The sequence below is a fragment of the Bradyrhizobium sp. HKCCYLRH2060 genome (assembly GCF_051168135.1).
Classification (GTDB): domain Bacteria; phylum Pseudomonadota; class Alphaproteobacteria; order Rhizobiales; family Xanthobacteraceae; genus Bradyrhizobium.
On sequence record NZ_JBNPUK010000003.1, the window covers coordinates 74,132 to 92,945 of the forward strand.

The 18,814-nt window shown below is 66.0% G+C and carries 18 protein-coding genes; 9 read left to right on the forward strand and 9 right to left on the reverse strand.

Features of this window, described 5'->3' with window-relative positions; all coding sequences use genetic code 11:
- Positions 1 to 18 precede the first annotated feature (18 nt).
- From ACQR10_RS07955 to ACQR10_RS07975, 5 genes are all read right to left on the reverse strand, one after another.
- Positions 19 to 630 (reverse strand): hypothetical protein, encoded by a 612-nt coding sequence (locus tag ACQR10_RS07955; RefSeq protein WP_315803713.1) that lies wholly within the window; start codon positions 628 to 630, stop codon positions 19 to 21.
- A complete protein-coding gene (locus ACQR10_RS07960) occupies positions 627 to 1,481 on the reverse strand; it encodes an ABC transporter permease (protein ID WP_316179911.1) in 855 nt (284 codons plus the stop codon). The genes ACQR10_RS07955 and ACQR10_RS07960 overlap by 4 nt, the downstream gene beginning before the upstream one ends.
- Positions 1,478 to 2,290 (reverse strand): ABC transporter ATP-binding protein, encoded by an 813-nt coding sequence (locus ACQR10_RS07965; RefSeq protein ID WP_410051425.1) that lies wholly within the window; start codon positions 2,288 to 2,290, stop codon positions 1,478 to 1,480. The genes ACQR10_RS07960 and ACQR10_RS07965 overlap by 4 nt, the downstream gene beginning before the upstream one ends.
- A complete protein-coding gene (locus ACQR10_RS07970; protein WP_315803711.1) occupies positions 2,287 to 3,252 on the reverse strand; it encodes a YVTN family beta-propeller repeat protein in 966 nt (321 codons plus the stop codon). The genes ACQR10_RS07965 and ACQR10_RS07970 overlap by 4 nt, the downstream gene beginning before the upstream one ends.
- Before the next feature lie 317 nt (positions 3,253 to 3,569).
- Positions 3,570 to 4,751: an ABC transporter substrate-binding protein gene (locus ACQR10_RS07975; protein ID WP_316217075.1), complete on the reverse strand. Its 1,182-nt coding sequence runs from the start codon at positions 4,749 to 4,751 to the stop codon at positions 3,570 to 3,572.
- Between the two features lie 169 nt (positions 4,752 to 4,920).
- Here ACQR10_RS07975 and ACQR10_RS07980 point away from each other — a divergent pair, with 169 nt between their 5' ends.
- A complete protein-coding gene (locus ACQR10_RS07980) occupies positions 4,921 to 5,400 on the forward strand; it encodes a DUF3280 domain-containing protein (protein ID WP_315803802.1) in 480 nt (159 codons plus the stop codon).
- Between the two features lie 883 nt (positions 5,401 to 6,283).
- Here the strand turns inward: ACQR10_RS07980 and fghA are convergent.
- Together fghA and ACQR10_RS07990 are read right to left on the reverse strand one after the other, a co-directional pair.
- Entirely contained in the window at positions 6,284 to 7,129 is an 846-nt protein-coding gene (fghA, locus tag ACQR10_RS07985) for an S-formylglutathione hydrolase (RefSeq protein ID WP_316217004.1), read from the reverse strand.
- A gap of 85 nt (positions 7,130 to 7,214) precedes the next feature.
- Positions 7,215 to 7,835, reverse strand: coding sequence for a response regulator transcription factor (locus ACQR10_RS07990; RefSeq protein ID WP_315803709.1), 621 nt, complete (start codon positions 7,833 to 7,835; stop codon positions 7,215 to 7,217).
- Positions 7,836 to 7,989: 154 nt separating this feature from the next.
- Between ACQR10_RS07990 and ACQR10_RS07995 the strand changes: the two genes are divergently transcribed.
- Positions 7,990 to 9,336, forward strand: a complete 1,347-nt coding sequence (locus ACQR10_RS07995; RefSeq protein ID WP_316217003.1) for an ATP-binding protein — start codon at positions 7,990 to 7,992, stop codon at positions 9,334 to 9,336.
- Positions 9,337 to 9,536: 200 nt separating this feature from the next.
- Positions 9,537 to 9,692 carry a hypothetical protein gene (locus tag ACQR10_RS08000; RefSeq protein ID WP_315803707.1) on the forward strand — a complete coding sequence of 52 codons (156 nt, stop codon included), beginning with the start codon at positions 9,537 to 9,539 and terminating at the stop codon, positions 9,690 to 9,692.
- A gap of 81 nt (positions 9,693 to 9,773) precedes the next feature.
- On the opposite strand, the gene ACQR10_RS08005 is transcribed toward ACQR10_RS08000, so the two are convergent.
- Complete coding sequence (locus ACQR10_RS08005; protein WP_316179915.1) at positions 9,774 to 10,016, reverse strand: (2Fe-2S)-binding protein; 243 nt, start codon at positions 10,014 to 10,016, stop codon at positions 9,774 to 9,776.
- A 65-nt stretch (positions 10,017 to 10,081) separates the two neighbouring features.
- Positions 10,082 to 10,948 carry a xanthine dehydrogenase gene (locus tag ACQR10_RS08010; protein ID WP_316217002.1) on the reverse strand — a complete coding sequence of 289 codons (867 nt, stop codon included), beginning with the start codon at positions 10,946 to 10,948 and terminating at the stop codon, positions 10,082 to 10,084.
- 397 nt (positions 10,949 to 11,345) lie between these two features.
- Between ACQR10_RS08010 and ACQR10_RS08015 the strand changes: the two genes are divergently transcribed.
- From ACQR10_RS08015 to sufD, 6 genes are all read left to right on the forward strand, one after another.
- Positions 11,346 to 12,194: an SDR family NAD(P)-dependent oxidoreductase gene (locus ACQR10_RS08015; RefSeq protein WP_315803704.1), complete on the forward strand. Its 849-nt coding sequence runs from the start codon at positions 11,346 to 11,348 to the stop codon at positions 12,192 to 12,194.
- 426 nt (positions 12,195 to 12,620) lie between these two features.
- Positions 12,621 to 14,360 carry a nif-specific transcriptional activator NifA gene (gene nifA / locus ACQR10_RS08020; protein WP_315803703.1) on the forward strand — a complete coding sequence of 580 codons (1,740 nt, stop codon included), beginning with the start codon at positions 12,621 to 12,623 and terminating at the stop codon, positions 14,358 to 14,360.
- A gap of 558 nt (positions 14,361 to 14,918) precedes the next feature.
- The gene (locus ACQR10_RS08025) at positions 14,919 to 15,113 is read left to right on the forward strand and encodes a 4Fe-4S dicluster domain-containing protein (RefSeq protein ID WP_316217001.1); all 195 of its coding nucleotides are present in this window, start codon (positions 14,919 to 14,921) and stop codon (positions 15,111 to 15,113) included.
- 38 nt (positions 15,114 to 15,151) lie between these two features.
- Positions 15,152 to 16,669, forward strand: coding sequence for a Fe-S cluster assembly protein SufB (gene sufB, locus ACQR10_RS08030; RefSeq protein WP_316216999.1), 1,518 nt, complete (start codon positions 15,152 to 15,154; stop codon positions 16,667 to 16,669).
- A gap of 37 nt (positions 16,670 to 16,706) precedes the next feature.
- On the forward strand, positions 16,707 to 17,468 hold the full coding sequence (gene sufC, locus ACQR10_RS08035) for a Fe-S cluster assembly ATPase SufC (protein WP_315803701.1): 762 nt from the start codon (positions 16,707 to 16,709) through the stop codon (positions 17,466 to 17,468).
- Positions 17,469 to 17,487: 19 nt separating this feature from the next.
- Complete coding sequence (gene sufD, locus ACQR10_RS08040) at positions 17,488 to 18,813, forward strand: Fe-S cluster assembly protein SufD (RefSeq protein WP_316216998.1); 1,326 nt, start codon at positions 17,488 to 17,490, stop codon at positions 18,811 to 18,813.
- Position 18,814: the final 1 nt, after the last annotated feature.

An 18,814-nucleotide genomic window follows, 5' to 3' on the forward strand; every position in this document is an offset into this window, starting at 1 on the left:
GAGAGCGCATCAAATCAGCTACTCCATGTCCTGCTGGATCTCGCGGGCCAGGGCGAACAGGCGCTGGTCGATCGCGGTCGGGACCTCGCAGACGAACTTCATCACGCGACGCCGGTCCTCGAAGATGCGCGTCTCCCAGTTCAACTGGTTGGTCATCTCCTCGACCTTGGCCTGATCCGGGTTGGGCCCGCTGTGCATCTCCTGCAACGCGATGGTGTCGCCGCGCACCTTCTCGACCGCTTCGCGCTGCTTGCGCATGACGCGCTCGAGGCCGTTCATGACCGACGTCCGCTGGGCGTTCAGCGTATCGAACAGGCCGGCAAACAGCAGCTTGCCCTTGCGGGTCTTCTCCTCAGGCGTACCGGTCAGGAAATCGGCGACGTCCTTCTGCGCCTGCTCCAGCGGGATGCGGCGCGCCGCCAGCCTGGCGACCAGCTCCGCGATCTTGGCGTCGTCCTTCCAGCTCGCGCCGACATCGTCGATCGCAGGGCCGGACCACACGGCCGCGATGGAGATTTCCGGCACCTTGGCCTGCGGGCAGGGCCAATCCGGATAGCGCGGATCGGCGGCCATCGCAGCGCCTGCTGACGCTGCGATGGCGACGGCCGCCAGGATCGTTCTCAACCTCATGCCTCGCCTCCGGGACCACGCCTGACAAGACCCCGCGACGGATCGTAGGCCAGGATCGCGCCGATCATGAACACGGCGGTACAGCCGCCGACCACCGCGAGCGAAACCCAGTTCAGCTTGCCATAGAGCGCGAAGCGGATGAGCTCGACCGCGTGGGTGAAGGGGTTGGCCTCGCAGAGATAAGCGAGCCATGGGCTGCCTTCCTCGACGCGCCACAGCGGGTAGAGCGCCGACGAGGCGAAGAACATCGGGAAGATCACGAAGTTCATGACGCCGGCAAAGTTCTCGAGCTGCTTGATGCCGGAGGAGATCAGCATGCCCAGCGCGCCGAGCATCAGCCCGGACAGGACCAGCGCCGGCAGCACGGTGAGATAGCCCATCGGCGGCGGGGTGATGTCCCAGAACCAGGCGATGGCGAGAAATGCGTAGACCTGCAGCACCGAGACGGCGGTGCCGGCGAGCAGCTTGCAGAACAGGAGATAGCCGCGCGGCAGCGGGCTCACCAGCAAGGTGCGCATGTTGCCCATCTCGCGGTCGTAGACCATCGATAGCGACGACTGCATGCCGTTGAACAGCTGGATCATCGCCATCAGGCCGGGCGCGATATAGACCTCGTAGGGGATGTAGGTCTCGTAGGGCGGGATGATCGAGATGCCGAGCACCTGGCGGAAGCCGGCAGCGAAGATGAACAGCCAGACCAGCGGCCGCACCAGCGCCGAGATGAAGCGCTCGCGCTGATGCAGGAAGCGCAGCCCCTCGCGCCAGACGATGCCGGTGAGGCAAGTGATGTATTCGCCGGCCGAGAAGCCGCTGCGTGGTGTGGCAGGAGCGTGAACTGTCGTGACGGTCATGGCTCGCTCCGCGCCGGGCTGGCCTGCGTCGTCAGCCGCGCGAACGCGGCGTTGACGTCGGACGCGCCGGCCTCGGTGATCACCTGCGGCACCGGCCCGCGCGCCAGCACGCGGCCTTGATGCAGCACCACGAGATCGTCGGTCGGCGCGATCTCGTCGAACAGATGCGTGGCCCAGAGCACGCCGATGCCCTGCTCGGCGACGAGCTGGCGGACATGACCGACGATGTCGGCGCGCGCCTTGACGTCGAGCCCGACGGTGGCTTCGTCGAGCAGCAGGAGGCGCGGCCGGTGCAGCAGGGCGCGGGCGATTTCCAGGCGGCGCATCTGGCCGCCGGAGAGGTCGCGCACCTTGTTGCCGGCGCGGTCGGCGAGACCGATCCGGGTCAGCAGCTCCTCGCTGCGGGCGCGGGCCTCGCGGCGCGAGATGCCGTGCAGGGCGGCGTGATAGAGCAGGTTCTGAGTCAGCGACAGATCGAGATCGAGCGTGCGCGGCTGGAACACGACGCCGAGCAGCCGCAGCGCCTCGCCGGGCGTACGGCCGATGTCATGGCCGAAAATGCCGATCCGGCCGGTCTGCACCGCGAACAGCCGCGTGATCAGCGAGAACAAGGTGCTCTTGCCGGCGCCGTTGAGGCCGAGCAGGGCGGTGAAGCTCGCAGGCCTCACGGCGAAGCTGACGTCGTTGAGCGCCTTGCGTGCGCCGTAGGAATGGCTGACGCCGACGACCGACAGTGCCGGCACCTGGTCGGGAGCCGTTTGCGGCGTGGCGCCTGTCGCGTCGAGAGCGGGTGCGTTCTGCGTCGTCATGGCTGTGCGATCGTGATGCCCCAGGGCAGCTCGCCGACCTGGATGGTCTTGATCACCTTCTGCGCCGCGACGTCGATCACCGAGACGTCGTTGGAGACGCCATTGGTGACCAGAAGATATTTCTCATCCGGCGTGAATTCCATGTGCCAGACGCGCTGGCCGACCAGGAGATATTTCTTCACCTCGTGGGTGGTGCCGTCGACGACCGCGACGCGGTTGGCGGGGCCGAGTGCGACGAAGCCGGTCTTGCCATCCTTGGTCAGGGCGATGCCGACCGGCTGGATGGCCTCGCTGCGCAGGCCGGGCACGGCGAACTTGATCTTGCCGGTGACCTCGCGCTTGGCGGGATCGATGATCGACACCGTGCCGCCGATCTCCGCCGACACCCACAGTTCCGAGCCGTCGCTCTTGAACTCGGCATAGCGTGGCCGCGCATCGACCAGCACGTTGGCGACGATCTGGCGCGTCGACGTGTCGATGAAATGCGCCATGTTGGTGGTCTCGGAGGTGCAGATCAGGATCTTGCCGTCCGGGCTGAGCATCATGCCCTCGGGCTCGACGCCGACCTGGACATCGCCGATGCGCACGCGCTTTTCGAGGTCGAGCACGGTGACGGTGTTGTCATTCTCGTTGGCGACATAGAGCGTCTTGCCGGCGGCGTCCTGCGCGAACAGCTCGGGATCCGGGCCGGAGGGCAGGGTGTCCACCACCTCCATCTTCCTGGCGTCGATCACCTGGATGGTGTCGTCATCGCCGACGGCGACCATCACGAACTTGCCGTCGCGCGTGAACGCGATGCCGCGCGGCCGCTGGCCGACCTTGATGGTCTTGGTGACGGTCCATGTGTCGGTATCGATGACGGAGACGGTGTTGCCTTTTTCGTTGGAGACGAAGGCGACGTAGGCGGAGGCGGGCGACGCGTGGGCCAGCCACAGCGCGGCGGTGAGCAGGCTGGCTGCCATGCCGACATACCTGCGAAGCCGTGGCCGTCCTTCGAGACGCCCGCCTCCGGCGGGCTCCTCAGGACGAGGCCGGTGTGCGCGGTTAGATCCAAGCCATGCGCGCTCGAGACCTTGCTGCCGAACCTCCCCGTGATCTCGCCCCTCTCCATGAACACGCCTCTCGGCGTGTTCACGGTCGGTGTGCAGTGCCGCCCTCGGCTCTTGACCCTCATGGTGAGGAGTGCCGTCTTGGGCGCGTCTCGAACCATGAGGCCCCAGACCGATAGCCACATTGGTTGTCGGACTGCGCATCGTCATCAACATCTTCCAATCCGACATCATTGCAGCTTGCACTTGGTTTCGGGGCGGTCGACACCGAGGGTGTCGAGCTCGGAGACTTGATGCAGGAAACCCTCCTGCGGCGAGACCGAGACGATCATGCGGCCGTCGGCCAGCAGGATCGGCTGGCGCAGTTGCAGGTTCCAGTCGCGCAGCGAGAGCCTCGTGCCCTTGAAGGCGGCGATGGTGAAGTTCGGGCCCTTGAGATAGTCGGTCAACGTCTTCGCGTCGCCGGAGTTGGTGCGCGAGGCGGCCTCGCCGATCATGCGCACGGCCATCCAGGCCTGCATGTCCAAGGCGTCCATGCGGCGTGATGCCAGCTTCATGAAGCGGTTCTGCAATTGCGTCGCGCCCCACTGGTCCTGCGCCGGATCCCAGCTGGTCGGACGCAGGCCGGCGGAGCCCGCGACGGGGCGCGGATCCCAGGTGCGATAGGGCAGGTAGTTGGCGAACACCTCGCTCTCGTCGGCGGCGACCAGCACGTCATAGGCCGGCGCCTTCTGCGTGAACACCGGCATCTGGCGCTGGATCAGGGTCACGCCAGAGTCAGTGCGCCGCGCGCCGCCGGTGTCCTCGAAGGTCCGCTCCTCGACGATTCTAGCGCCGAAACGGGTGGCGGCGCGGCGCAGCGCGTCGGCGAACAGCTTGTCGTTGTCGTGCGAGCCGGTGACCAGAAGCCAGCGCTTCCACTGCTTCCATACCAGATACTGCCCAAGCCCATCGGCCAGCATCGAGCGTGTCGGGGCGACATGGATGACGTTGGCGCGGCAGTCCTGCTCGCGCAGGCGGTCGTCCGTGGCGCCGACATTGAGCAGGGTGGTGCCACGTCCGCGCAGGGCGTCTGCGACCTTCAGCAGCGCATCCGCCGGAAGGTCGGCGAGAATGAAGCCGGCCTTTCCCGCGAGCTCATTGGCGGCCTGCGCCGCGTCCTCGTCGTCCTTGATGCGGCGCTCGATCAAAGTGAAGCGCTGGTTGAGGAACTTGCCGGTGGTGTTGTTGTCCTCGATCGCGAGCTTCGCGCCGGCCACGCCATCATCGGCCGCCGGCTGGTCGAGCGGCGACAACGTCTGCGGCACGCCGCTACGGCCGAGATAGCCGATCGCGATGTCGACCGGCTCCGCCGCGCTGGCGGCGGTTGCGGCGGCGATGAGGCCGATCGCGCCGATCAGAGATCGGGCCAGAACTCCCAGGACCACATGTCCTCCCACTGTTCCCTCGTCCTTTTCCGGCGAGGTTTCGTCTTGCAAGATGAACGAATTGGCCTAGCTTTCAACCCCACTTTTGGCCGCTGTCGCGTCATTTCGGATCACGACCTTGAAACCTGCCGTTCTCTTCGCGTTCCTGATCCTGATGTCTGCGACATCAGTGCATGCCGAGCCGACCAAGGTGGCGGTGTTCGACTTCGAGCTGATCGACACCAGCCTGCAGGGCGAGGTGCAGGGCCCGCGCCAGGACGAGCAGACCAGGCTGGCGCACGCCGCCGAGCAGTTGCGATCGGCGCTGCAGGATTCCGGACGTTTTCGCGTCCTTGACATCGCCCCCGTCAACGATGCGGCGCACCACAGCAATCTGCAGGCCTGCGGCGGCTGCGACGTCAAGCTCGCGGGCGACATCGGTGCCGATCTCGCCATCACCGGGACGGTGCAGAAGGTCTCCAATCTCATCCTCAACATGAACATCTATCTGCGCGACGCGCATACCGGGAAGCCGGTCGCGGCAATGACCGCCGACATGCGCGGCAACACCGACGAATCCTGGACGCGCACCATGGCCTGGCTGATCCGCAACCGCCTGCTGGCGCCGAACTACGGTGCGCCGCAGGCGCAGTAGGCAGTGATCGCGTTGAGCGTGGCGCCTGCCGCGTCCGCCGCCATCCTTCGAGACGCCCGCCTGCGGCGGGCTTCTCAGGATGAGGGCGAAGCGCGTGGTGACATCCAAGACTTTCCTCGCCGAGACTGCTGCTCGCGCCCCTCATGGTGAGGAGCGCCGTGCGCTGAAGCCAGCCACGTCATCGATGCATCCGAAGGCGCGTCTCGAACCATGAGGCCCCGATTCCGCGTCGATTTGATCAACCAAGGCCATTGTTGGACATGATGGCGCATCCTCGCGGCCCGCTGAGGCCCGAGCTGTGCATGTCGATCGCCCCTCGAAAAGTAGAGAGGCGCAGGGAAGGCCGGGAGCCTGCCGCCCCCATGGCCCGCCTGCAGAAGAAAATGCAGGCGGCAGGTACCACAGGTTCGGCTGGGACATCCCGGCCCTCCCTGCGCGGATGGTCTTAACGGTTGCTTCGCGTTCTCCCCGGTGCGCCGGGCTTTCTGGTCACCGTGCGCGACGACACGCTTCTCACGCGCCGCCACGGGGGCATCGGCATCGGGATGCCAGGACCACGCGACTTGGCCGTACGCCGCGGCGCGTTCGTCCGCATGCTCTCGCGAGCATGCTGCGCGCCGCCGGCGTCCACCGCATCCCGCCTCCACGTTCGTGACGACCGCGATACGCCCTCTCGACGAGGCGGGATGGGGCGATACAATCATGTTTTCTGGAAAAGCGAAATCAGAATCTTTTTCCCCGACGCACTGGACACGGTGATCGCCTTGCGCGGCCTGCGGAAATCGGCCTGCGCGCGCAGGAGATGATCGGACGGTGAAGATCATGACATTGCCTCGACGGCGCGCGATCGCGCCCGTCGGGCAAATCAAGGCCGCGGCTGATATCAGCGCGCGAGCCGCGCGGCGTGCCAGCGCAGATGATCGGCCATGTAGGTCGAGATGAAGTAGTAGCTGTGGTCGTAGCCCTCCTGCTTGCGCAGCAGCAGCGGGATGTGGGCCTTGTCGCAAGCGGCCTTGAGCAACTCCGGGCGCAACTGCTGGGTCAGGAACTGATCGGCAGTGCCGACATCGACCAGCAGGTCGGAGACGCGCGCGCCGTCCTCGATCAGCGCGACCGCATCGTGCTTGCGCCACGCCGCCTTGTCGGAGCCGAGATAGCCGCCCAGGGCCTTCTCGCCCCACGGCACCTGCGACGGCGCCACGATCGGCGAGAACGCGCTGGCGGCGCGATAGCGGTCGGGGTTGCGCAGCGCCACCGTGAGCGCGCCATGGCCGCCCATCGAGTGGCCCATCACCGACTGCCGGCGCGGATCGACCGGGAAGTTTGCCGCGACCACGCTCGGCAGCTCCTCGGTGACGTAGCTCCACATCCGGTAGTTCTTCGCGAACGGTGCCTCGGTCGCGTCGACATAGAAGCCGGCGCCGAGGCCGAAATCATAGGCGTTGTTGGGATCGCCGGGCACGCCGTCGCCGCGCGGCGAAGTGTCGGGCGCCACAAAGACGAGGCCGAGCTCGGCGCAGGCGGCGCGAAACTCGCCCTTCTCGGTGACGTTGGCGTGGGTGCAGGTCAGGCCGGAGAGATACCAGACGACCGGCAGCTTCGCGCCGTCGGCATGCGGCGGCACGAACACCGAGAACGTCATCTCGGTCCTGGTCTCCTGGCTGGCGTGGCGGTAGACACCCTGGACGCCGCCATGGGATTTGTTCTGGGAGACGGTCGTGAGCGTCATGGGATCACCTGTTCGGCAATGATGTCGGGCTGTTGGCGTGGCTGTCGCCAACGCGTGTCAGGCAGCGTCGTTCAGTCGGGACGAGTCAAGCAACGCCGTTCTCGATCGCCAAACGCACCAGCTCGCCGGATGTTCGCACGCCGAGCTTCTGGCGGATGATCGAGGAGGTGTTGGCGACGGTCTTGTAGGACGAGTGGATCAGCCAGGCAATCTCCGACAGGCTCTTGCCGGCGCTGAGCAGGCGCAGGATCTCGAGCTCGCGCGAGGTCAGTTTCGCCAGCGGGCTCTGCGCGACGGCGGCGCCCGCGAACGCGATGCTGCGCGCGATCGCCGGCGGCAGATAGCTGCCGCCGCGGGCGACCTCGCGGATCGCCTCGGCGAGATCGTTCGGATCGCCGCTCTTGGAGACGTAGCCCTTGGCGCCGATGTCGATGGCGCGCGCCGCGAACACCGGATCGTCGTTCATGCTGAACATGATCAGCCGGGCATTGCCGTCGTGGGCGAGGATGCGCCGCGCCAGCTCGAAGCCGGAGACGGTCGGCAGGTTGATGTCGACGACGCAGACGTCCGGCCGGCGCGCGATGAAGCCGGCTTCGCCGCTCTCGGCGTCCGCGGCTTCGATCAGCTCGAGCTCCGGATCGGTCGAGAGCAGGGCCCGGCAGCCTGATGCCACAATGGGATGGTCATCGACGATCAGTACGCGCATGGCCTTGGGGTCCCGGACTTCCAACTCGCGTCATTGTTGCGATGCATCATTAATGCATGCTGCGCGGTATTGCATGATGTTGCAATTAGATCGCCGGCGGATTTGTCTGTCAATGTGAGTGCGCATGAAACCCGGTGGCGGTGAGGCGGAGAGAATGTGGCAGAATTGGTCGTTGCGGACCCGCATCAACGTGCTGCTGGCGCTGCTGCTGACGCTGGGCCTCGCCATCAACATCGGCCGTCTCGTGCTGGAGGCGGCGCCGCGCGTGCTGGCGGAGGACCAGAGCGTCATCCGCCTGACGCGGGCCTTCGTCGAGACCATCATGGACGAGGTCAACGACGCGCCGGATCCGAACGCGCGGCTGGACCGGATCGTCGGCGATCTCCGACAGCTTCGTCACGTCAGCGTGAGACGGCAGGGAATGCCGGCGCAGACTCCGCCCTCTCCCGGCGTCGGCCGCGCGGCACCGGCGTGGTTCATCGCACTGGTGCATCCCGACAAGACCTCGGTCAGCATGCCGGTCATCGTCGCCGGCCAAAGTGACTCGCTGGTGATCACCTCGCATCCCGACGACGAGATCGCGGAGATCTGGGACGGCATCGTCACCCAGCTCGTCGTCGGCTCGCTGGTCGGGCTGGCGTTGTTCGCGATCACCATGCTCGTGGTCGGCCGCGCGCTGGCGCCGCTTTCGGATCTGTCGGACGCGATGAGCCGGATCGAGGCCGGCGCCTACGATACCCGCGTCAAGCCGGGCGGCGCGCCCGAGCTCGCGGCGCTCTGCGCCAAGCTCAACCATCTCGCCGGCGCGCTCGGCGAGGCGGTGGAGGAGAAGCGCCGCCTCGCCGAGCGCACGGTGTCGCTGCAGGACCACGAGCGCAAGGAAATCGCGCGCGAGCTGCATGACGAGTTCGGGCCGCATTTGTTCGCGCTGCGCGCCCATGCCAGCGCGCTGATGCGATTGCCGGAGGCTGCGACGCTCGACGTCGCCGCGATGCGTCGGCACGGCCAGGCGATCCTCGACCAGGTCAACGCCGTGCAGCAGTTCAACCGCCGCATCCTGGAGCGGCTGCGGCCCGTCGGCCTCGCCGAGCTTGGCTTACGCGAGGCGCTCGGCGCTTTGGTGCGGCTGTGGCGGGAGTCGCGCCCGGAGGTCGCGATCGAGACCAGCTTCACCGACACGGTCGTGCGCAGCAACGAGACGGCGGAGCTGACGATCTACCGGGTGGTGCAGGAGGCGCTGACCAACGTGTTCCGCCACGCCGAGGCCACCGCGGTCGACGTCACCATCGAGCCGCTGCAGCAGACGACGGCCGGCCATCGCCGCAGCTATACGCGGGTGCGCGTCCGCGACGACGGCCGCGGGTTCAGCCCGGAGCACAAGCTCGGCTTCGGCCTCACCGGCATGCGCGAGCGGCTGCTGGCGCTGGGGGGCACCCTGACGGTGGCCTCCACCGGCACGGGTGTCACGATCGAGGCGATGGTGCCGGCCGACGCGGCGTGAGTCCGGCCGCAACGAACCATCCGACCGGCTATTCGCAATTTGCAGCGCGGAGCACGCGGCGGCAGCTCCGCGGCAGATCGCCTATGGCGAGCATGCCTTGGAACTTCGTCTCGTCCCGATGATTGCCACGCAGGTCACACCGTCGAGGCGTGCCACCGAGGATCCCGCCGGGTGAGCGCGAGCGGACAAGGAGCGAGCTGATGAGCAAGGAAACGCCGAAGGACGATCCGCGCCAGAAAAGCGACTGGGGCTCGATGAAGCAGACCGACAAGCCCTGGGCCGAGAAGCCGGAGAAGGAGCAGCGCTCGGAGGCGGCCAAGGACTTGGAGACGTGGAGCGAGAGCAACACGCATTGAGGTGACGGACTGCGATGCGGATAGACGTGTGCAGCTCGGCGTTGTCGCCTTTGTCCGACATCCGACAAATCCGTGTCGGAGCTACGCGGCGGACATCATCGCGCACGGCGCCGGCTCGGGCTGCACCGGCCACACCGCCGCGACGGCCGTGTCAGCCTGCCGCTCGTCGAGAATCCGTTTCACCGAGCGCGAGCAGAGGCCGCATTGGACCGTGCAGCCGAGACAATCATACACTTGCGCCGGCGAGCCGAAGGTGATGTCGGCCGCCGTGACGACGTCGCGAATGGCCGTGTCGCTGATGACGTTGCAGGAACAGATGATCATGGCTGTTGCTCGCTCCTGCAAACGATAAGCAACCGGGATGCCAAGGCCGGCGCGCAGGGCGCGGGCTAATCAGAATCGTTCGAAACGATCTGATCCGCGGGCAGGTCCGCGGGCAGGCTCGCGCTCGTCCTGATGCAGTGCGCGACATGCAGCCGCATGGCGGCCAGCGTCGCCTGGGCGAGTGCCTGTCCCTGCGCATCGATCCCGGTCCACTGCGCATGACGGCCGCGTGGATCGATCTCGGCGAGCGCGATGCCGGCCGGCAGGTCGCTGCCGTCGCGGACGATGCCGCGCAGGATGCCGTCATGGGGGGCCGTGACCGGCGCGCCGGAGAGATGGCCGATCACGAAGCCCTTGTAGATGCGCGTGCCGATCTCGATCGGAGTATGCCATCGGCCCTCATGCGGCGAATGCACCAGGCACTCGACGCCGACGAGCGCGCCGACATCATCCGTTGCCAGCGTCCAGCCCTGGCGTACGATCTGGCCGACCCGGTCCGGCCGGGTCTCGATCGCGATATCGCAATTGGCCGACGGCGAGAAACCCGGACCGATGCCGATCGAGAGCCGCGTCATGCCGCGCAGGTCCGGGGTCACTTCGCGCCTCTGCATCCGCGCGTCGATCAGGACGTCGATGGGACGGACCGGCAGGAGATCGAGCAATCCGAGTGGGGTGACGAGGACGTGCCGGGGATTGCCGAGCGCCTTGAACACCTCCATCGTGCTCTCGATGCGCTCGCCGGTCACGTTCTCGACGCGGACCGTGTCGCCGAACAGGGCGTCGTGAAACGCCATCTTGCGGCGCATGACCGGCGGATTGGGATCATGCGACAGCACCACGCAGAAGCCGGCACGATGCAGATGCACGCCGATCGCCGACGCGACGTCGTTGGTCCCGAGGACCACGGCGAAGCGCACTGCATTCGTCCCCATGTCCTGGTCCATACGCTGTTGGCGTCTCGTGGCTGTCCGTCGTTCGACTGACAAGCGGTCTTCCAGTTCGAATGATCGGTTCCGTCGAGCAAGAGTTGGACCATCGGCCATCGTTCTGAAAACGATCGCGCTTTGACGGTCTTGCGAAGGACGCGGTCCAAAGCCGACGCGGGATGTGTCCAGAACCCGCCAATCTGTCGCGAACCCGACAGGAAAAGGCTGCTTTGCCCGCTGTTTTCGCTGGCCCGGAATCTGCACAACCGGAGCATGGCGATACCACTGGTATTTCCGATCGTCGCGGAGCCTGCGCCCAGACCACGTCTGAGGCAAAGGCAGCAGCCGAAGCTCGGTAGCCGGCGTCCTGGTGGCGTTGCGGCGCAGGATCAGGACGGATGAGGTGAGCCTCGATCTCGACCAGGACGTCCGCGAACCCGTCATCGAGGCGGCCGGGACCATCACGGCCTGCCCGTTCCATCGAGACATGGCCGCCGCCGAGCGGCCCGCGCGCACCGAGCAGAAAACGCTCGTGCTGACCGGCGGCTCGCGCGGCATCGGTCATGCGACCGCAAAGCTGTTCTCCGACGCCGGCTGGCGCATCATCACCTGCTCGCGCCAGCCTTTCGATGGCGGCCGCTGTCCGTGGGACGCCGGTCCCGACAATCACGTCCAGGTCGATCTCAGCGATCGCAAGGCGATCCCGCGTGCGATTGCCGACATCAAGCACCGTCTCGACGGCGCGCCGCTGCATGCCTTGATCAACAATGCCGCGATCTCTCCGAAGGCCGGCGACGGCGGTCGGCTGGATTCGCTGTCGACCTCGGTCGAAACCTGGATGACCGTCTTTCACGTCAATTTTCTCGGACCGATCCTGCTGGCGCGCGGGCTGTTCGAGGAGCTGAAGCGCGGGCAGGGCGCGGTCGTCAACGTGACCTCGATCGTCGGCACCCGCGTCCATCCGTTTGCGGGCACAGCCTATGCGACCTCGAAGGCGGCGCTCGCCTGCCTGACTCGCGAGATGGCGCACGACTTCGCGCCGCATGGCATCCGCGTCAACGCCATCGCGCCGGGCGAGATCAAGACCGAGATGGTGTCGCCGGAGACCGAGGCGCGGTTCTCGCCGCTGATTCCGATGCGCCGGATCGGCGCGCCGGAAGAGGTCGCCAAGGTGCTGTTCTTTTTGTGCTCGGATGCGGCGAGCTACGTGACCGGCGAGGAGATTCAGATCAACGGGGGGCAGCACCTCTAGGTTGATCAAAGCCGCGCGCGGCCGACACGCGGATGTGAACACGTCATGCCGCGGCTGGCAGCCGAAGGAGTCGAGCGGCGGGCCGGACGTGGAAAGTTGGTGTTCAGGTGTTGTCCGTTGCGATCCGGTCGCAAACATGCCGGCGGATACGCGAATACTAGATGTCGAGAAGACAACGCGAAATCGTCAGGCGCATCGTCTTTGCCGCCCGGGCGGACGTGCAATGCACGCATCGTCACGGGTGCAAACTAATTTGTTAACATCATGAAAGCCTGCAGCTTTTCTGATCTGTCCGTTGCACACTACTTCTGCGGCAATGCAGCAAAGTTAGGCACGACAATCATCTGCGGTTAAGGGAGGATGTTAGAACACCTACAAATCACGGGCGGCTTCACCAAGGCGTTCGTGACGATCAGAGAAGCGACGATGGTCCAAACGGAAACACGTCAGGTCGAAGCTCAGGACGTCAGGTCCAACGCCGCGCCGATCCCGCTCAGCGAGATCGCGCTGACCGGAATTTTCGAAATCTCGAAAATTCTCGCCGCGCCGACGCGGCTGGAGATCACCCTCGCCAATGTCGTCAACCTGTTGCAGTCCTTCATGCAGATGCGCCACGGCGTGGTGTCGCTGCTCGCCGATGACGGCATTCCCGATCTCGCAGTCGGGGCCGGGTGGAGCGAAGGCAGCGACCAGCGTTATCGCGAGCGCCTGCCGCAGAAGGCCATTGACCAGATCGTCGCCACCGCCGTGCCGCTGATCGCCGAGAACGTCGCCGATCATCCCGCCTTCAGCGACGCGGATGCGGCCACGCTCGGCGCCGGCGCCGACACCCGTGTGTCCTTCCTCGGTGTTCCCATCCGCATCGACCAGCGCGTCGTCGGCACCCTGACGATCGACCGGGTCTGGGACGGCCGCGCCGTCTTCCGGCTGGATTCCGATGTGCGCTTCCTGACCATGGTCGCCAATCTGATCGGCCAGACCATCAAGCTGCATCGCGTCGTGGCGCGCGACCGCGAGCGGTTGATGGCGGAAAGCCACCGGCTGCAGAAGGAGCTCTCGGAACTGAAGCCGGTGCCGAAGGATCGCAAGAGGGTGCTGGTCGACGGCATCGTCGGCGACAGCCCGGCGCTGCGCGCGCTGCTGGAGAAGATCAACGTCGTCGCCAAGTCGAATGCGCCGGTGCTGCTGCGCGGGGAATCCGGCACCGGCAAGGAGCTGGTGGCGAAGGCGATCCATGAACTGTCCAATCGCGCGAAGCGGCCGTTCATCAAGATCAACTGCGCCGCATTGCCGGAGACGGTGCTGGAGTCGGAGCTGTTCGGCCACGAGAAGGGCGCCTTCACGGGCGCGATCAACGCTCGCAAGGGCCGCTTCGAACTGGCCGACAAGGGCACATTGTTCCTCGACGAGATCGGCGAGATCTCCCCGGCGTTCCAGGCCAAGCTGCTGCGCGTGCTGCAGGAGCAGGAGTTCGAGCGCGTCGGCGGCAACCAGACCATCAAGGTCGATGTCCGCATCGTCACCGCCACCAACCGCAATCTCGAGGAGGCGGTGTCGCGCAACGAGTTCCGCGCCGACCTCTACTACCGCATCAGCGTGGTGCCGATCAAATTGCCGCCGCTGCGCGAGCGGCGCAGCGACATCCCGCAGTTGGCGCGCGAGTTCCTGCGCCGCTTCAATTGCGAGAACGAGCGCGATCTCACCTTCGACGTCAGCGCCATCGAGGTGCTGATGCATTGCGGCTTTCCTGGCAATGTGCGCGAGCTGGAGAACTGCGTGCAGCGGACCGCGACCATGGCGACGGGCTCGGCGATCGGCATGGACGACTTCGCCTGCAGTCGCAACGAGTGCATGTCGGCGATCCTGTGGAAGGGCAATACGGTGACGCCTCCGCCGCCGCGCGGCCAGCCGATGGTGCCGCTGCCGATCCTGCCGCGGACGTCGGCGCCGGTCGAGGCTCCCGTCGAGCTGCCGGCGATCGATGCCGATGACGGCGAGTATTCCGATAGCATGGAGGGCGGCGCTGTGCCGGAGCGCGACCGCATCGTGCAGGCGATGGAGCGGTCCGGCTGGGTCCAGGCCAAGGCCGCGCGCCTGCTCGGCCTCACGCCGCGCCAGATCGGCTACGCGCTGAAGAAGCACAACATCGAGGTCAAGCGGTTCTGAGCGGCCTGGCTTCGGCTCTTTGAAGGGCGCGCGGCTGGCGCGCCCTTTTGTTTGGGCGCACGCTGCGGTCGACCGCTGCAGTCATCGTGAGAGTCGAGCTTTCAACCACGGTGGCGGTCGGCTCCCCTCCCCCTTGCGGGGAGGGGTTGGGGGTGGGGGTCTCCGAACGCAAATCGTTGTGAGTGCATTCGATCGTTATGCAGGTCTTGCCGCGGCTTACGCTCGGTTGCTCAGCGGTTCGATGTATCAACGATGGCCGGTGTCCTCGACATCAGCGCGCATCACATGCCGCGTGCGCGTGGACCCACACCCCCGACCCCTCCCCGCAAGGGGGAGGGGAGCGCACCGTCGTCGCGGTTGGCAGTCCGATTTCGGAGACTACCGCTTACCTCGCGTCCTGTCGCACTTGCGACATGCTGTCGGGAGAGCGACAGCTCGCCGTGACCGGTGAACTTTAGAATCCTCCTTAGAAATCAACCAAATGCTCTCTGGCACGGCGCTTGAAAGATAACGCGCGAATGACATCGCTCGATGTCGCAGGAATCGCGGGAGCTGCACATGACCTACAAGATCATCGCCTCACAATGCACGGTCTGCGGGGCATGCGAGTTCGAGTGCCCGAACGCAGCCATTCGGCTCAAGAACGACATGTACCTCATCGATCCGAAGAAGTGCACGGAGTGCGAAGGCCATTTCGACGCGCCGCAATGCGCTGCTGTCTGTCCGGTGCCGGACACCTGCGTCCCTGCCTGACGCGGGCCGCGGCGGAAACATTGCAAGCGGAGTGAGCGATGGCAGCAGTTCAGGAGACCATTGATCGGGTCAAGGGCATTGACGTCGATCAATATCGCTACGGGTTCGAGACCGTCATCGAATCCGAGAAGGCTCCGAAGGGGCTGTCGGAAGACACCATCCGCTTCATCTCGGCCAAGAAGAACGAGCCGGCCTGGATGCTGGAATGGCGGCTGGAGGCCTATCGCCGCTGGCTGACCATGACCGAGCCGACCTGGGCGCGGGTCGGCTATCCCAGGATCGACTATCAGGATCTCTATTATTACGCCGCGCCGAAGCCGAAGAAGAAGGTGGCCTCGCTCGACGAGATCGATCCGGAGATCCTGAAGACCTACGAAAAGCTCGGCATTCCCCTGCGCGAGGTCGAAATTCTCGAGGGCGTCGAGCGGCCTGCGGCGGCGGAAACCAATGTCGACGGCGAGGCGGCGGCGCCGCGCAGCAGGATCGCGGTCGATGCCGTGTTCGACTCGGTGTCGGTGGCGACGACCTTCAAGGAGGAGCTGAAAAAGGCCGGCGTGATCTTCATGCCGATCTCCGAGGCGCTGCGCGAGCACCCGGACCTCGTGCAGAAATATCTCGGCACGGTGGTGCCGACCACCGACAATTATTTCGCCACGCTCAATTCGGCGGTCTTCTCCGACGGTTCGTTCGTCTACATCCCGCCGGGCGTGCGCTGTCCGATGGAGCTGTCGACCTATTTCCGCATCAACGAGCGCAACACCGGCCAGTTCGAGCGCACCCTGATCATCGCCGACAAGGGCGCCTACGTCTCCTATCTCGAAGGCTGCACCGCGCCGCAGCGCGCCGAGAACCAGCTCCATGCCGCCGTGGTCGAGCTGGTCGCGCTCGATGATGCCGAGATCAAATATTCGACGGTGCAGAACTGGTACCCCGGCAATTCGGAAGGGGTCGGCGGCATCTACAATTTCGTCACCAAGCGTGGCGACTGCCGCGGCACCAATTCCAAGATCTCCTGGACCCAGGTCGAGACGGGATCGGCGATCACCTGGAAATATCCGAGCTGCATCCTGCGTGGCGACAATTCCAGCGGCGAGTTCTACTCGATCGCGATCTCCAACGGCTTCCAGCAGGTCGACAGCGGCACCAAGATGATCCATCTCGGCAAGAACACGTCGAGCCGGATCATCTCCAAGGGCATCGCCGCCGGAAAGTCGCAGAACACCTATCGCGGCCTCGTCAGCGCGCATCGCAAGGCGTCGGGGGCGCGCAACTTCACCGCCTGCGACTCGCTCTTGATCGGCGACAAATGCGGCGCACACACCGTGCCCTACATCGAGGCGAAGAATTCCTCGGCGGTGTTCGAGCACGAGGCAACCACGTCCAAGATCTCCGAGGACGTGCTGTTCTACTGCATCCAGCGCGGTCTTAGCCAAGAGGAAGCGGTCGGCCTCGTCGTCAACGGCTTCGTCAAGGACGTGCTGCAGCAATTGCCGATGGAATTCGCCGTCGAGGCGCAGAAGCTGATCTCGATCTCGCTCGAAGGTTCGGTTGGATGACGGCGTCGCGCGGCGACAACATCAGAAGGAGTGTTCGATGACGGCCCTGCTCGAAATCAAGGGACTCCACGCCGAGATCGCCGGCGGACGGAAGATCATCCAGGGCCTGGACCTGACCGTGAACAAGGGCGAGATCCACGCCATCATGGGGCCGAACGGTGCCGGCAAGTCGACGCTGTCCTACGTGCTCGCCGGCAAGCCCGGCTACGAGGTCACCGCCGGTGAGGTCTATCTCAACGGCGAGGACCTGCTGGCGATGGCGGCCGACGAGCGCGCCGCCAAGGGTGTGTTCCTCGCGTTCCAATACCCGCTGGAGATCCCCGGCGTTGCCACCCTGACGTTCCTGCGCGCCGCCTTCAATGCCCAGCGCAAGGCGCGCGGCGAGGAGGAGCTGTCGTCGCCCGACCTGATCAAGCGCGTGCGCGAGATCGCCAAGACCCTGAACATCGACGCCGACATGCTGAAGCGGCCGCTCAATGTCGGCTTCTCCGGCGGCGAGAAGAAGCGCAACGAGACCCTGCAGATGGCGCTGCTGCAGCCCTCGCTCTGCGTGCTCGACGAAACCGATTCCGGTCTCGACATCGATGCGCTGAAGGTCGTCGCCAACGGCGTCAACGCGCTGCGCTCCGCTGAGCGCGGCATGATCGTGATCACCCATTATCAGCGGCTGCTCGACTACATCGTGCCCGACATCGTCCACGTGTTCGCGGCAGGGCGCATCGTCCGCACCGGGACCGCGGACCTCGCGCGCGAGCTCGAGGCGACCGGTTACGCCCAGTATCAGAGCGAAGCGGCGTAAGAGCGCGAGGAGCACGAGCATGGGCGTCGCGATCCGCAAGACCAAGGCCGAGCTCGGACTGGCCGATCTGTATCAGGGCGCCCGCCGCTATCTGCCGGGTGGCGAGGAGATCACGGCGGTGCGCGCCGCCGCATTCGACCGCTTCAACGCGGTCGGCCTGCCGCATCGGCGCGTCGAAGCCTGGCGCTACACCGATCTTCGCACGCAGATGAAGGAGGCGAAGCGTCTCGCTTCGCTTCCGGACGATGCTGCGAAGGCCAAGGCGCGCGAGGCGCGCGACTTGTTCGCCGGCGCCGGCTTTCGCAAGCTGATGGTCGTCGACGGCGCCTTCGTGCCCGAGCTGTCGGACCTCGCCGATCTCGAGACTGGCCTCACCATCCAGCCGATGGCCGACGCGCTCGCCGCCGACAAGCCGCTGCTGTCGCAGCGTCTCGGCCCGATGGTGCCGGACGACGATCCGGCGCTGGCGCTCAACACCGCGCTGGCCGCCAATGGGGTCGTGATCCTGGTCGCACCGGGCACCGTGCTGAGCCGGCCGATCCATGTCGCCTTCGTCACGACCAACTGGGTCGCGACCTCGATGTTCACGCGGTCGCTGGTCAATATCGGTGCCGGCGCCAGCGCCACCATAGTCGAGACGCATCAGGGACCCGACGGCAGCGAGTATCAGGTGAACGCCGCAATGCAACTCGTCGTCGGCGACGAGGCGCGGATCGATCACGTCAAGGTCGTCAGCGAGGGCAACAGCGCGCTGCATATCGGCTCGCTGCTCGCCAATATCGGCGCGCGCGCGACCTTCAACCAGCTCGGCTTCGTTGCCGGCGGCGGCCTGGTGCGCAATCAGCTGTTCGTCCGCCTTGCGGGTGAGGGCACCGTCGCCGATATCCGCGGCGGCGCGCTGCTGTCGGGCACGCAGCATGCCGATGCCACGCTCGCTATTGAGCACGCCGCCGAGAACGGCCAGAGCCGCGAGACCTTCAAGGCCGTCGTCGGCGATACCGCGCGCGCGGTGTTCCAGGGCAAGATCACCGTCAGCCCCGGCGCGCAGAAGACCGACGCCAAGATGATGTCGCGGGCGCTGCTGTTGTCCGACGAGGCCGAGGCCGACAGCAAGCCGGAGCTCGAGATCTTCGCCGACGACGTGCAGTGTGGTCACGGCACGACCACCGGCGCCATCGACGATGAGCTGTTGTTCTACTTGATGGCGCGCGGCATTCCGCCCAAGGAGGCCAAGGCGCTGCTGATCCAGGCCTTCATCGGCGAGATCATCGAAGGCGCGGCCAATGAGAGCGTGCGGGCGGCGCTGACCGAGGCGATGCTGGGCTGGCTCGGACGACGGGAGTAGA

Excerpts from the sequence above, each read along its gene's own strand:
- ACQR10_RS07955 (WP_315803713.1), bottom strand. The coding sequence starts at position 630 with ATGAGGTTGAGAACGATCCTGGCGGCCGTCGCCATCGCAGCGTCAGCA.
- ACQR10_RS07960 (WP_316179911.1), bottom strand. The coding sequence starts at position 1,481 with ATGACCGTCACGACAGTTCACGCTCCTGCCACACCACGCAGCGGCTTC.
- ACQR10_RS07965 (WP_410051425.1), bottom strand. The coding sequence starts at position 2,290 with ATGACGACGCAGAACGCACCCGCTCTCGACGCGACAGGCGCCACGCCG.
- ACQR10_RS07970 (WP_315803711.1), bottom strand. The coding sequence starts at position 3,252 with ATGGCAGCCAGCCTGCTCACCGCCGCGCTGTGGCTGGCCCACGCGTCG.
- ACQR10_RS07980 (WP_315803802.1), top strand. The coding sequence starts at position 4,921 with ATGTCTGCGACATCAGTGCATGCCGAGCCGACCAAGGTGGCGGTGTTC.
- fghA (WP_316217004.1), bottom strand. The coding sequence starts at position 7,129 with ATGACGCTCACGACCGTCTCCCAGAACAAATCCCATGGCGGCGTCCAG.
- ACQR10_RS07990 (WP_315803709.1), bottom strand. The coding sequence starts at position 7,835 with ATGCGCGTACTGATCGTCGATGACCATCCCATTGTGGCATCAGGCTGC.
- ACQR10_RS07995 (WP_316217003.1), top strand. The coding sequence starts at position 7,990 with ATGTGGCAGAATTGGTCGTTGCGGACCCGCATCAACGTGCTGCTGGCG.
- ACQR10_RS08000 (WP_315803707.1), top strand. The coding sequence starts at position 9,537 with ATGAGCAAGGAAACGCCGAAGGACGATCCGCGCCAGAAAAGCGACTGG.
- ACQR10_RS08005 (WP_316179915.1), bottom strand. The coding sequence starts at position 10,016 with ATGATCATCTGTTCCTGCAACGTCATCAGCGACACGGCCATTCGCGAC.
- ACQR10_RS08010 (WP_316217002.1), bottom strand. The coding sequence starts at position 10,948 with ATGGGGACGAATGCAGTGCGCTTCGCCGTGGTCCTCGGGACCAACGAC.
- nifA (WP_315803703.1), top strand. The coding sequence starts at position 12,621 with ATGGTCCAAACGGAAACACGTCAGGTCGAAGCTCAGGACGTCAGGTCC.
- ACQR10_RS08025 (WP_316217001.1), top strand. The coding sequence starts at position 14,919 with ATGACCTACAAGATCATCGCCTCACAATGCACGGTCTGCGGGGCATGC.
- sufB (WP_316216999.1), top strand. The coding sequence starts at position 15,152 with ATGGCAGCAGTTCAGGAGACCATTGATCGGGTCAAGGGCATTGACGTC.
- sufC (WP_315803701.1), top strand. The coding sequence starts at position 16,707 with ATGACGGCCCTGCTCGAAATCAAGGGACTCCACGCCGAGATCGCCGGC.
- sufD (WP_316216998.1), top strand. The coding sequence starts at position 17,488 with ATGGGCGTCGCGATCCGCAAGACCAAGGCCGAGCTCGGACTGGCCGAT.